Raw genomic sequence first — 13,783 nt, 5'->3', positions numbered from 1 at the left:
AATAGTGCGTGAGATTCTAGTAACCAGTGCTCTTCCTTATGCCAATGGCGATCTTCATTTAGGCCATCTTTTAGAACATGTACAGACTGACGTTTGGGTGCGTGCGATGAAAGCGCAAGGCCATCAGGTCACCTATGTCTGCGCCGATGATGCTCATGGTACTGGTATCATGTTAAAAGCTGAAGAAAATGGCGTGAGCCCAGAAGAACAAATCGCCTCGGTAAAAGCCTCACATGAAGCCGACTTTGCCAAATTTTTGATTAATTTTGATAATTATCACAGCACCCATTCAGAAGAAAACAAACATTTCTCTGAATTGATTTATCGTCGCCTTAATAGCGCCGGTCATATCAGTACAAAAGACGTCAAACAGCTTTTTGACCCTGAAAAGCAGCTATTTTTAGCCGATCGTTTTGTTAAAGGTACCTGTCCTGAATGCGCCGCGCCTGACCAGTACGGCGATAACTGCGAGGTGTGCGGTACCACTTACGATGCGACCGACCTTATCAACCCGCACTCAACATTGTCAAATGCCACGCCAGTGCTTAAAACTTCTAAGCATTATTTCTTTGATTTGCCAGAATTTGAGCAATTCTTAAAGGACTGGACGCGCAGCGAAAATCGCTTGCAAGTGTCGGTCGCTAACAAACTGCAAGAATGGTTTGATGCTGGGCTGGCCAGCTGGGATATCTCGCGTGATGGTCCTTATTTTGGTTTTCAAATTCCAGATACGCCAAGCGACGAGCCAGACAAATACTTTTATGTCTGGCTTGATGCGCCAGTCGGCTACATGGCGAGCTTTAAAAACTTATGTGATAAGCGCGCAGGTAGCGACCAAGCTCTTGATTTTGACCGTTATTGGATGCAAGAAAACGAGCATAAAACCGAGGTATATCACTTCATCGGTAAAGACATCGTTTATTTCCATGCGTTATTTTGGCCAGCGATGCTTGCGGGTAGCGAATTTCGCACGCCAACGGGCGTTTTTGCCCACGGCTTCTTGATGGTCAATGGCGAAAAAATGAGTAAGTCGCGCGGCACCTTTATTAAAGCCGAAACGTACGCTAAGCACTTGCATCCTGAATACTTGCGTTATTACTTTGCCAGTAAATTGTCTGACAAGGTTGAAGATATTAATCTTGATTTACAAGACTTTATGCAAAAGGTTAACTCCGACTTGGTTGGAAAAGTGGTTAATATCGCCAGTCGTAGCGCCAGTTTTATCGTGAAAAAATACGACGGTATGCTGTCAGATGTTTGCGTAGAGTCAGAATTACTAGAAGATATTACCAAAACTGGTGATGAGATTGCAGCCGCTTACGAAAATCGCGAATTCTCGCGTGCCATGCGCTTAATCATGCAGTGTGCTGATAAAGCCAACGAGTACATCGACGAGAAAAAACCTTGGTCGCTTGCCAAATTAGAGGGCACTGAGCAAGAAGTTCAAGACATCTGCTCAGTGGCGATTAATATCTTCCGTCAATTGATGGTTTATTTGGCGCCCGTCTTGCCTGAGCTGACGGCCAATGCTAAAGACTTCTTAAATATTGACGATTTAAGCTTTGCTAGCCGTAACGAGTGGCTACTTGGTCATAAAATCAATAAGTTTAAACCTTTAATGCAGCGTATCGAAGAAAAAGACGTTGCGGCAATGGTTGAAGATTCAAAGGCCTCTTTGGCGCAAGCAGATACTCCGACCGCTAATGCTGATAGCAAATCAGATGATAAAACAGCAGCGACAGACAACCAGTCAGAAAAAGCGGCCAATGCTGACAATGTAACTGAGAAAACTGAGCAAGCTGACTATATCGGTATCGAAGACTTCGCCAAAGTTGAGATGAAAGTGGCGCACGTCTTAGCCTGCAACTATGTCGAAGGCGCGGATAAGCTTTTACAATTTACCTTAGACGTTGGTGAAGACAAGCCGCGTAACGTTTTTAGTGGTATTCGTAAGTTTTATGAGCCTGAGCAATTACTCGATAAAAAAGTGATTTGCGTCACCAATCTTGCCCCGCGTAAGATGAAATTTGGCATCTCAGAAGGCATGGTGTTATCAACGGGCAATCCAAAAACCCAGCTAACGGTAGTGACTTTACCGGATAACTGCGTGATTGGTGATGTATTAGCTTAAATGCGGTTGTACTTATAGAATAAAAAGATGCTTTCGTGGCATCTTTTTTATTGCTTAAAATTCATTGGTGATGAAATAAAAAGAGCATGGGCAAAAAATATATTCATCGACAAAAATCTGTTTGCATTAACCTTTATAAAATCAATGACAAATGCGTTTTATTTTCTTATTGCCATAAGTTACATTACTGTCATAATATGGACGTAATGATCAATGGATTGATTACTTAATATTCGCCCGTTATCTCAGCATTCACATAACATTGACTCGGGTAACCTGCACTTTTTAACCTATGAGCCAAAATAACATGACTTTTGCCACAACTTTACGCCTTAGCTTATGCGGCGCTGCTATTAGCGCTGTGCTTGGATTAACCGCCTGTTCTGATAATGCGACTGACACTGCGACTGCCACTGATGATAGCGCAACTAATGATAAGCCTGCCAAAACCTTGGCCATCACCCAGATTGTCGAGCATCCTTCTTTAGATGAGATGCGCCGCGGCATTATTGATGAGCTGGCGGACAACGGCTACGCAGAAGGGCAAAACCTAACCGTTAATTTTCAAAGTGCGCAAGGGAATACCGCAACGGCTGGGCAAATTGCCAAACAGTTCGCTGGTGACAATCCAGATGCTATCGTTGCCATCTCAACACCCTCTGCGCAATCAGTCGTGGCCTCGACCAAAACCGTTCCCGTCATTTATACCGCCATCTCAGACCCTGTGGCAGCCAAGCTTATCGATGAAAATGACGTACCTATCCAAACCAATGTGACCGGTTTGTCGAGCGAATTACCCATCGAGCCGCAGTTGGACAATATCCAAAAAATCGTGCCTGATGTAAAAACCATTGGTTATGTTTATAGCCCAGGCGAAGCAAATTCAGTGGTGGTGCTTAAGCAGCTTGAAAAAGTAGCACCAGCGCGCGGGCTTAAGATATTGGGCGTAACCGCCAATCGCCCAACTGATGTTGCAATGGCGACTCGTAGTCTGGCTGGCAAGGTAGAGGTTATTTACACTTCATTGGATAACAACGTCGTTTCTGCCTTTGAAGCGATGGCAAATGCAGCTAATGAGCTTGATATCCCAGTCATTGCCTCAGATGAGTTTAGTGTCAGGCGCGGTGCAACGGCGGCGCTTGGGGTTAATGATTATGACTTTGGTCGTACCACGGGCAAAATGGTGTATCGCGTATTAAACGGTGAAGCGACCAAAGATATCGCACCGCAAGTGATGAATACCTTAACGCTATACGTCAGCCCAAAACACGCGGCGGAACAAGGCACTAGCCTACCAGCGGATTTACTTAAAAACGCCATCAATGTCGATAAAGAAGCCCAAAAGGCCAGTAAATAGGCATTGATAGATAGGCATTAATAGATAAGCACTAATAAATAATTGCTACTCAATCACAATGAATAAACGGACAGTCATTAATAATCAGCTATACAACGGATTTTACCATCAGCTAGGATAACGGCTGGCAGCGCTACCTTTTTTATCTTTTACATAATGTACGGACACATTATTATTTTCAGGAGTCAGACCCATGTTGTATCAAAATCGTTTTGCCAAAGCTTTACTATGGGGCGGTGTTTGCACCGCTATCTTGACCGGCTGTAACCAGTCAGCACAAGATGCCAACACCACTGACGGCGCTGCAACAGGCGGCGATGCCAAAGCTGCCATGAAAACGGTCGCTATTACTGCTATCGTTGAACATCCAGCACTCGATGACGTGCGTAAAGGCGTTATCGATGAGTTAAATGACGCCGGCTTTAAAGAGGGCGAAAATTTAACCATTAACTTCCAAAGTGCTCAAGGTAATACCGCGACTGCCGGTCAGATTGCCAAGCAATTCGTTGCTGATGCACCAGACGTTATCGTGGCGATTGCCACGCCGTCGGCACAGTCTGTTGCTGCCGCTACCAGCAGCATTCCCATGGTTTTCTCAGCTGTCACCGACCCTGTAGCAGCTAAATTGGTACCTAAACTTGATGGTTCTGGCACAAATGTTACCGGCGCATCCGATGCCCTTCCTTATGCACCGCAAATCGATTTGATGCGCCAAATTATCCCAAGCCTAAAAAACGTCGGCTATGTCTATAGCCCAGGTGAGGTGAACTCAACCATCGTTTTAAAAGCACTAAAAGATAATTTAACCCCGCTTGGTATTAATGTCCACGAAGCGCCTGCGCAGCGTAGTAATGATATCGCGATGGCCGCTCGTAGCCTTGAAGGTAAGGTCGATATGATTTATACCTCGACCGATAATAACGTCGTTTCCGCTTATGAGTCACTGTACCAAATCGCTAAGGAAAGCAAAATCCCACTCATCGCCTCTGACACCAGCTCTGTTGAGCGCGGCGCGGTTGCTGCCTTAGGGGTAAACTATTACGATTTAGGCCGCGAAACCGGTAAAATCGTCACGCGCATCTTAAACGGTGAAAAAGCGGGCGAGATTCCTGTGTATACGCCGCAATCACTTGATTTGTATGTCAGCCCAAAAAATGCGCAAGCCGAAGGCATTACTTTGCCACAAGCTGTTATTGATAAAGCAAAAGAAGTGGTAGAATAACTGCCGCTTCTGCTATCTAATCCCTAGACGATAATGAACAGGCACCGCGTCAACGCTAGTTTTAATGCTAATTATCGTCTTGGTGAATCTGATACTGCTATATATCTAACGCAGATAAACACCTTAACTGCAGATAACCCAATCTGTTAAATTCACCGCTTAGTCGTTTAATGAAAATTGGCTGATTGATAGCGCGATGCTGCGCCTATCTCACTTGTCATGCCATCATTTATTCAACGCTGGGTTATGACTTACTGATCTCTTATGTCTCTAATTGCTTTTTTTGGTGCGCTTGAAAGTGGTCTGATTTACGGCCTAGTGGCGCTTGGCGTCCTTATCTCATTTCGTACCCTCGACTTTCCGGATTTGACCGCTGACGGTAGTTTTCCGTTAGGTGGCGCCGTTGCTGGTATTTCTATTATTGCTGGGGTTAACCCTTGGCTTGCTTGTGCCTTTGGTATGTTAGCAGGGTCGGTTGCTGGTATCGTTACCGCATGGCTACACGTTAAACTTGGCATCCTACAACTCCTTGCCAGTATTTTAGTCATGGTTGCCTTATATTCTGTCAATCTACGGATTATGGGTGCACCAAACTTGCCATTGCTGGGTGAAACGACAGTGTTTAGTACCTTGGTCAGTGATGGCAACGGTTACTGGATGCGCTGCCTGATTATTGGTGGCGTCGTGCTGGTTGCTATGTTATTTTTAGACTGGTTTTATAGCACCGAAACGGGTTTATCGATGCGGGCGACTGGCTCAAACCTACGTATGGCACAGGCGCAAGGTATCAATACCTCATGGATGACCATCATCGGTATGGCGATTTCTAACGGTTTGATTGCGTTAGCAGGGGCACTATTTGTGCAGACGCAAGGCGGCGCAGATATCTCGATCGGTATCGGTACCATTGTTATTGGTTTGGCAGCGGTTATCATCGGTGAGACCATCATACCTGCCAAGCGGATTTGGCTGATTACCTTTGCTGTGGTTATCGGTGCTGTTTTGTACAAGCTGTTTATTCAGGTGGCGCTATCAAGCAGCACGCTGCGTAGTATTGGTTTTGGTCCGCAGGATTTAAACTTGATTACCGCGCTACTCGTGGTCTTAGCCTTGGTATTGCCCAAAGCTAAAAATAAATTTTTAAGTCGTAAAGTTCGGGCTTAATGTTAAGGTGCAACCATAAGGAATAATTATTATGATGCAAGCTACAGATTTGCGGTTGACCTTTAATCCTGGAACGCCCATTGAAAACCCTGCCCTACGTGGTATCAATCTAAACATTGCCGATGGGGAGTTTGTCACCGTCATTGGTACCAATGGCGCGGGCAAATCGACCTTTTTAAATGCGGTCAGTGGCACCACGCGCGTCGATAGCGGTTCAATCTTGTTAAATGGCATCGATGTCACCAAAAAAACGGCGCATCAACGCGCTCATTGGGTCGCTCGCGTATTCCAAGACCCAATGGCGGGAACTTGTGAGGCGCTAACCATCGAAGAAAATATGGCGCTTGCCTATAAGCGCGGCGGCAAACGTGGTTTAAGCTTTGCGCTTAACCAAAATAACCGTGACTTATTTCGCGAGAAATTATCGGTTTTAAAATTGGGTCTAGAAAACCGTTTGACCGACCGTATGGGCCTGTTATCCGGTGGTCAGCGTCAAGCAGTGAGCCTGCTAATGGCATCGTTGCAGCCGTCTAAGATTTTACTGCTCGATGAGCATACGGCGGCCCTTGACCCTAAAACGGCGGCGTTTGTTTTAGAATTAACCGATAAAATCGTCACCGACAATCAGCTAACAACGATGATGGTTACCCACTCAATGCAGCAGGCTCTAGCTCATGGCACGCGTACCGTGATGCTCCATCAAGGACAGGTGGTACTCGATGTCGCGGGTAATGACCGTCAAGGTATGACCGTGCATGATTTACTGGATATGTTTGAACAGACCCGCGGCGAAAAAGTCGAAGATGATAGCTTGATATTAAGCTAATTTGCTAGAGTATTAGCTTACTATTTTGAAGATTCTATCGTTCGAATTGAAAATCTATCCTGACAACACTAATTTTATCTACATAAAAACCTCAAATGCATGCCGTGCTTTGAGGTTTTTTGTTATTTATAAGTAATGATACTAAACGTTTGCTGCTAGTCATTATATAGTAGTACTTAAAGCAAGTATTTTTATTACAGTCGTACTTACTTATCGCCATTCGCTTATGAGGTCTGTTATGCGCAAAATTCCTGTTTATCCCCACCCTGCCGCTGGCTGGCCATCTCTGGTTGCTTGTACTCGTAAGCTGATGGATTACAAGGCTTTTTTGCGGGGTAGCTTAAGTGTACTTCATAGCAATCAGCCCAAAGGCGGCTTTGACTGTCCGGGCTGTGCATGGCCGGATCATAAGACCCATAAAAGCCTTGATGTCTGCGAAACGGGTATTAAAGTGATTGCTAGTGAAACGACGAGTAGGCGTGCCGATGCGGCATTTTTTGCCAAACATAGCGTTAAAGAACTACAAGGCTGGTCAGGCTACGAGCTTGAGCACAGCGGCCGCTTATCAGAGCCGTTATATTATGACGCGGAGCAAGACCGCTATGTGGCGATTTCGTGGCAGGCAGCGTATGAGCGTATTGCTGATACGTTGAAAAATCTCGATTCGCCAGATGAAGCGTTATTTTATACCTCAGGACGCGTCACTAACGAGCCTGCTTTTATGTATCAATTGTTTGTACGCTGTTTTGGCACCAATAATTTACCCGATTGCTCCAATATGTGTCACGAGCCAACATCAGTGATGCTCGGCAAACAATTGGGCGTCGGTAAAGCCACTGTGGTTTTGGAAGATTTTGAGCAGGCAAAACTGATTTTGCTATTTGGACAAAATCCTGCGACCAATCATCCGCGCATGCTTGAGATGCTCGCCCACGCGCATAAACAAGGCTGCAAAATTATCTCTATCAATCCTATGCGTGAGCAGGGTTTAAACAAGTTTAGAAATCCGCAAAAACCAACCCATATGGCAGCAGGGCAAAGCGATGAGATGGTCGATGAGGTTGTTCAAATTCAAATCGGCGGTGATACTGCTCTATTGACTGGCTTGGCGAAATGGCTGACCAAAAACGATAAAATTGATAGGGATTTCATCGAGCAGCACACATCAGGTTACGAAGCTTTAGATAATTGGTTACGCCAGCAGTCGTGGGCAGATGTAGAGCGTGGCTGTGGTATCAGTAAAGCAGAAATCATTGAGCTTGCTAAACTTGTCGCTGATAGCCCAGCAACGATTTGTACGTGGGGCATGGGCATCACCCAGCACGTCCAGGGCGAGGATAATGTCGCCATGATTACCAATCTGCTACTACTCATGGGTATGATTGGTGTCGATGGTGCTGGCGCCTCACCCGTGCGCGGGCATTCAAATGTACAGGGCGATCGCACTATGGGAATCCATGAGCGCCCTAAACAGAGTTTACTTGATAGTCTTGAGCGCGTTTTTAAGCGCCCTATGCCGCAAGAAAATGGACTTGATGTTATCCAAGGGGCAAAAGCATTGATGCAAGGAAAGATCAAAGCCTTTGTCAGCATGGGTGGTAATTATGCTGTCGCTGCGCCCGATAAAAGCGCCATTCAAACGTCCTTAACCACCACCGAGCTTAATGTCTTTGTCGGTACCAAACTTAATGAAACCATGCTCTATCCGGGTAAAAACAACCTTATCTTGCCATGTATCAGCCGTACCGAACGCTTGATAACAGCGAAGGGCGAACAGTTTGCGACGATTGAAGACTCTATGTGCCAAATTGTCCCTACGCAAGGTCGCATTGAACCCATTAGTGATGATCTAAAATCTGAAGCGCAAATTATAGCGGATATGGCGATCCAGGTGCTTGGCGCTGATTCATCCATTCCGTGGCAGGACATGAGTAGCGACTACGATATCATCCGTGATTACATTGCTCAAGCTATTGACGGCTTTGAAAACTTTAATGAACGTATCCGCGCAAGCAAGCGAGGGTTTCATTTATATCATCCAGCGCGTCATCGCGTCTGGGCTACCGATAGCGGCAAAGCCCAGTTTGAAGTACCGCAATATCCCATTACTTATGTCGCAGCGCAAATGGCAGACATCACGTTGGGCTATCATAGCAATATGGAAAATGACAATAGCAAAAATAATGAACCCGAGATTCATCCAAGCAATAGCGATAACAAACAAACCCAAAGCGCTGAGCAAAAAGTATGGCAGCTAACCAGCGTGCGCAGTCATGATCAATTTAATACCATGATTTTTGGTCATCAAGACCGCTATCGCCAAACCAACCGCCGCGATGTGTTGTTTATGCATCCCGACGAAATCAAGCGTTTAGGTTGGCAAAAAGGCGATAGTGTAATGGTATCGCGTCAAGACAGCAAGGATGAGCACCGTACCTTGGGGCCTCTCATACTCACCGAGATGGATATCGCCGCCAATGCGGTGGCAACCTATTACCCTGAATGCAACGACCTTATCGATTTAGACACTCATGCGCCAGACTCAAGAACGCCCTCTTATAAATCTGTCACCGTTGCTTTACAACGCGTTAGTGAAGGCGAACTGGCTGCCAGCGCTTGATAAGAGATGGCGAGATTAGAAAATGGTTAAAAACAGTGGTTAGTAAAAATAATGGTCAGTAAAAACAATGGTCAGTAAAAAGAACTCAGTTGCAGTAGAACCTTTAATAAATGGCGTAGCAGATCGTTTAGAAAATGATGCTACTACTGCTGCTGAGTTATTAAAGGATACGCAGACTGTACCCTTATCACGTCTGCATTTAACGCAAAAACACGCATACTTATCTACGTCAGATATGTCTTATAAAACTCCAGAGATGGAGATTGATAATAAGTCAGCGATGCTAGCAGTGGAAGCAGCCGTTGCAATCGTCATTAATGGTATCCATTACGCCATATTGATGGCAAGTCCCTATCAGCTTGAGTACCTTGCCATTGGCTTTTTATACAGTGAAGGATTAATTCATCACAGTCATGAGTTATTGGACTGGGAGGTGACGCAACTGACCGATATTGCCAGTTATCAAAGGTTTACCAGTGACTTAACGGATGATTTGCTTGCCGAAAAGGCTGGCTTTGAGCAGTTTTCAGCGCAATTGCAGGATTACGATGTGTACGTAGTGGAGCTGGTATTAAATCAGCGCTGTCATCAGCGTATTCAAGCTCAAAGACGTCAGCTAGCTGGCCGTACCGGCTGCGGTATGTGCGGTATTACAGGACTTGCCCAAGCCCTTCCCGATTTGAGCCATTATTTATCATCAAGCTCACAACAAAGCAAGCCAGAATCTCTTCTACCCACTCTCAATAATTTATTGCAAATGCGTCAGCAAGTTGACGCCGCGCAGCATACCCATCAATTGACTGGTGCGGTTCACGCCGCAGCAGCAATGCAAGGCACGGATTTATATTTATTTGAGGACGTTGGGCGCCATAATGCGCTTGATAAGCTCATCGGTTGGCAATTGCGCAACAAAACCGAGCTGACCTGCGTGGTGATGACCTCACGCTTGTCTATTGAGCTGGTACAAAAATCCATTCGTAGCCGCATTCCTTGGTTAGTGGGCATGTCGGCGCCGACCAGTACTGCGGTACGTGTCGCTGAGCGTTATGGCTTGGGACTGGCAGGGTTTTTGCGTGATGACCGAGTTACCTATTATACAAATTATGCCAATGCTTAAAATAACACGCTAGCGGCTGTTCTTTTATTATATCTATCTAATAGCATGGCTAAACAGTGAGCCTATTACCCATCATTTTCAATGCAGCTTAACTTAATCTATCTTCCTTTCGTATATCCTACTATTATTCTTACTGTCACTCATCGTCACTCTTCCATCGAGACTAATGTGTTTATTTAAATCTCTCTTCAATATCCAGTTCTATTCTCTTTATTACGGTTATTTTATTGTCCATTTATTAGATTACCTTAACCCTTTTGACTACAAAGTTTGAGGTAAAATTTGAGATTAGAGTCATAATAGGTTACTCTTACCGCACAGACATGTTACGAGAATTTAACATGGCTGTAGTTTTATTTATAAATGATAAGTAAGTGAGGACAACCGCTTCCATAAAACGTTACTTATCATCACGACGTCGGATGATAGCTCACAGGCAATAAATGGGTAATATGCTACCTTAACTATTGCCTATCGCAGCTATTATAAGTTGTCTAATCTGGCACAAGTCAAGCAGTCCTGACTTCGTGCTTATCCGTATTTTTGCTATAGACGCTTATCTAATAAGCTTCTTTTAGTGTATCGCTACTAACGCGTATGCATCACTTGATAGCGTAATGGTCAATCCATTAACAGACGCCTATTGAGAGTTGCCACCATTTTTTCTAAGACAGCTTTTAGCACGTATTTTTTTAAAATATTCGTTTAATAGCCTGTGCTTGAAAATGACATCTTATTTAGCGTCCGCGTCAGGCTTTCATTTCTATTTATGTCATTGCTCGTTGCATACACGTAGCAAATAGGACCCACGCGTCCTATGACATTCCTAAAGGTTTATGGCATCACTTTTTGCCCAAACCTTTATTCATTTAAACAATTGCGAGGTATGAATTTGAAAACTGAGTCATTGTTCCAATTTTCATCATTGACCATTATTTTATTATTACTAGGGTTTTACGGCGGCACTTATTTGCTGTCTTTATTAATTAAAAAAGACAAGGAAACCACCTCGGGGTTTATGGTCGCCGGTCACAGTGTCGGCTTTGGCATGGGCGCGGCAAGTATGACAGCGACTTGGATTTGGGCGGCATCGTTTTATGCGGCTGCGACATCCGGTTATAAATATGGCGTTTCAGGACCGATACACTATGGTTTTTGGGGCGCTTTGATGATTTTATTCATCTATCCTTTTGGCATGCGCTTTCGTGAACTCGCTCCTAACGGTCACACCTTAGGCGAGCTTATCCACGCGCGCCACGGATCATCAAGCCAATTAATTTTAGCCATATCCAACCTTATGGGCAGCTTAATTAGCTTGATGGTCAACTTCACCGCTGCTGGTGCCTTGGTATCGGTATTATCGCCGCTCTCGTTTCAGACCGGTGTTATCATCGCAGGTGTCGGGGTTCTCAGCTACACATTAACCTCAGGATTTCGCGCATCGGTGTTTACCGATTTTGCCCAATTGGTCGCCTTGATGGCGATTGGAGTCGTCATCATCCCTGCGGTGTTATTCGCCATGGGCGGGCCTTTGGTCATGGTCAGCGGCCTGTCAAATTTAACGTCAGAGCAGCAAAATTTCTTTTCTTCTGAAGCATTCTTTCAGCAAGGCGCGCCCTATTTCGTCGCGGTATTGGCTTATGCCATCGGTAATCAAACCATTACCCAGCGCCTATTTGCCATAGATAAAACCAAAATTAAAGCCACTTTTGTCACCGCAACGGTCGGCTACGCTGGCATCGTCATTGGTCTTGGCATGATTGGTTTGATGGCTTTGACCACGGGTATCGAACCGCTCGACGGCAATATGAATAACTTAATCCCGCAAATGGTCAGCACTTATCTGCATCCGGTGTTTATCGCGTTATTCTTTATCTTGGTTATTGGGTCGCTGTCCTCAACCGCTGACTCAGATTTATCGGCGCTATCGACGATTATGATGGCGGACGTTTATGGCAAAAACATCGCCAAAGGACGCGTTAAACCTAAAACTATGATGCTGGTTGGACGCTCAACCATGATTATCGCCACGGCTGCTGGACTGATTTTCGCCAGCTTTAAGCTCGATATTTTAGTGATGCTGGTCTTTGTCGGCGCATTATGGGGCACCATCGTCTTCCCTGTGATTGCCAGTGTGTTTTGGAATCGCGTGACCAATGTCGCCTTTACCTCCGCCGTTATCGTCGGGCTTCTACTTTTCTGCGTTGCACGCTTTGAGCTGATTCCCATTGAAGGCTTCACTGCTCTATTCTTTGAAATTTTGGCCAGTGTCGGTGCCGCTGTGGTGATTGGCTTGATGATTTTTGGCTTTTTGGGTCGAAAAGTCGGCATGGGCGCCGCTGCTATCACGCTGATATTGATGCTTATCTTTGCCACAGGCTTTTTGCGCCAATATATGGTTCTGCTTGCTTCATTGACCGCTTACGGCGCTAGTACCATCGTCTGCGTGCTTGTTAGCCTCATGGGTGACGAGCATTTTGACTTTGATCTGATTAAAAAACGGGTGGGCAATTATGATAAAAAGCCGCAAGTACAGCCGAAATCTTAAGTAAATGCAATATTAACCATTGATGGTTGGCTAATGATTGGCTAACCATTCCTGCTTAATTTTAGTAAGAAAAAATGTATATAAATACAATAAGGAGACATCATGGACAACGTCTTTATCTATGGATTATATATCCTCGTATGGCCAGCGATTACGCTTGGCGTGCTGATATTGATTTGTACGGCTACTTATCGCGATATCAAAAAAGCAAAACGTAATAATCGCGATATTGTTTAGTAGGAGATAACCTCTTAGGAAAATTATTTTTAACAAGTCATCGCTGAGTTTAAACTTAGCGACGACTTAATTTGCCTTATCAATGCGTAAATAATCGTGAATTTATGGTCAAACAACGCCAGATTAGTAAATAAGCTGCGTTTCATTAAAAAATGACTTGTAATTTAAATTATTTTTGCTAATATAGGCATCCTTGATTGGCTGGGTGGCAGAGTGGTCATGCAGCGGACTGCAACTCCGTGTACGCCGGTTCGATTCCGACCTCAGCCTCCAATTATTTAGCTTTAAATTTATAAGTTTTACGTTAATTTTAGCTTGCTTTATTAATGAAAATGCTTATAATAGCGACCACTATCTAACAAGTAGAATACTTACTTTATAGATAATACAAGTTTTGCCCGGGTGGTGAAATTGGTAGACACAAGGGATTTAAAATCCCTCGCTAGTAATAGCGTGCCGGTTCAAGTCCGGCTCCGGGTACCATTATATTAAAAGGCTTCCAAGCAATTGGGAGCCTTTTTCTTATTGTGCCGATTTTTATTTTATACCAAACCCAAAATA

General features: G+C 44.7%; 9 protein-coding genes and 2 tRNA genes. All 11 read left to right on the top strand.

The window, feature by feature from the left end; genetic code table 11:
• The first annotated feature begins 4 nt into the window (after nt 1-4).
• The 11 genes from metG (at nt 5) to B4240_RS07145 (ending at nt 13,705) form a co-directional block, all read left to right on the top strand.
• Nucleotides 5-2,131 (top strand): methionine--tRNA ligase, encoded by a 2,127-nt coding sequence (gene metG / locus B4240_RS07195; protein ID WP_296237853.1) that lies wholly within the window; start codon nt 5-7, stop codon nt 2,129-2,131.
• A 307-nt stretch (nt 2,132-2,438) separates the two neighbouring features.
• The gene (locus tag B4240_RS07190) at nt 2,439-3,488 is read left to right on the top strand and encodes an ABC transporter substrate-binding protein (RefSeq protein ID WP_296237852.1); all 1,050 of its coding nucleotides are present in this window, start codon (nt 2,439-2,441) and stop codon (nt 3,486-3,488) included.
• 193 nt (nt 3,489-3,681) lie between these two features.
• On the top strand, nt 3,682-4,710 hold the full coding sequence (locus tag B4240_RS07185) for an ABC transporter substrate-binding protein (protein ID WP_296237850.1): 1,029 nt from the start codon (nt 3,682-3,684) through the stop codon (nt 4,708-4,710).
• Nucleotides 4,711-4,974: 264 nt separating this feature from the next.
• Nucleotides 4,975-5,874 (top strand): ABC transporter permease, encoded by a 900-nt coding sequence (locus tag B4240_RS07180; protein WP_296237848.1) that lies wholly within the window; start codon nt 4,975-4,977, stop codon nt 5,872-5,874.
• Nucleotides 5,875-5,905: 31 nt separating this feature from the next.
• Complete coding sequence (locus B4240_RS07175) at nt 5,906-6,700, top strand: ABC transporter ATP-binding protein (RefSeq protein WP_296237846.1); 795 nt, start codon at nt 5,906-5,908, stop codon at nt 6,698-6,700.
• Nucleotides 6,701-6,938: 238 nt separating this feature from the next.
• Nucleotides 6,939-9,320: an FdhF/YdeP family oxidoreductase gene (locus B4240_RS07170; RefSeq protein WP_296237844.1), complete on the top strand. Its 2,382-nt coding sequence runs from the start codon at nt 6,939-6,941 to the stop codon at nt 9,318-9,320.
• Between the two features lie 67 nt (nt 9,321-9,387).
• A complete protein-coding gene (gene fdhD, locus B4240_RS07165; RefSeq protein ID WP_296237842.1) occupies nt 9,388-10,437 on the top strand; it encodes a formate dehydrogenase accessory sulfurtransferase FdhD in 1,050 nt (349 codons plus the stop codon).
• Nucleotides 10,438-11,344: 907 nt separating this feature from the next.
• Nucleotides 11,345-12,985 (top strand): sodium:solute symporter family protein, encoded by a 1,641-nt coding sequence (locus B4240_RS07160; protein ID WP_349679086.1) that lies wholly within the window; start codon nt 11,345-11,347, stop codon nt 12,983-12,985.
• Between the two features lie 102 nt (nt 12,986-13,087).
• Nucleotides 13,088-13,222, top strand: coding sequence for a putative transporter small subunit (locus B4240_RS07155; protein ID WP_296237839.1), 135 nt, complete (start codon nt 13,088-13,090; stop codon nt 13,220-13,222).
• Between the two features lie 199 nt (nt 13,223-13,421).
• Nucleotides 13,422-13,495: transfer RNA gene (locus B4240_RS07150), tRNA-Cys, on the top strand.
• A 123-nt stretch (nt 13,496-13,618) separates the two neighbouring features.
• Nucleotides 13,619-13,705 (top strand) — tRNA-Leu (locus B4240_RS07145).
• Nucleotides 13,706-13,783: the final 78 nt, after the last annotated feature.

The sequence above is a fragment of the Psychrobacter sp. UBA5136 genome (assembly GCF_002414005.1).
Lineage (GTDB): Bacteria > Pseudomonadota > Gammaproteobacteria > Pseudomonadales > Moraxellaceae > Psychrobacter.
This window is presented reverse-complemented; position numbering and strand designations above follow the sequence as displayed.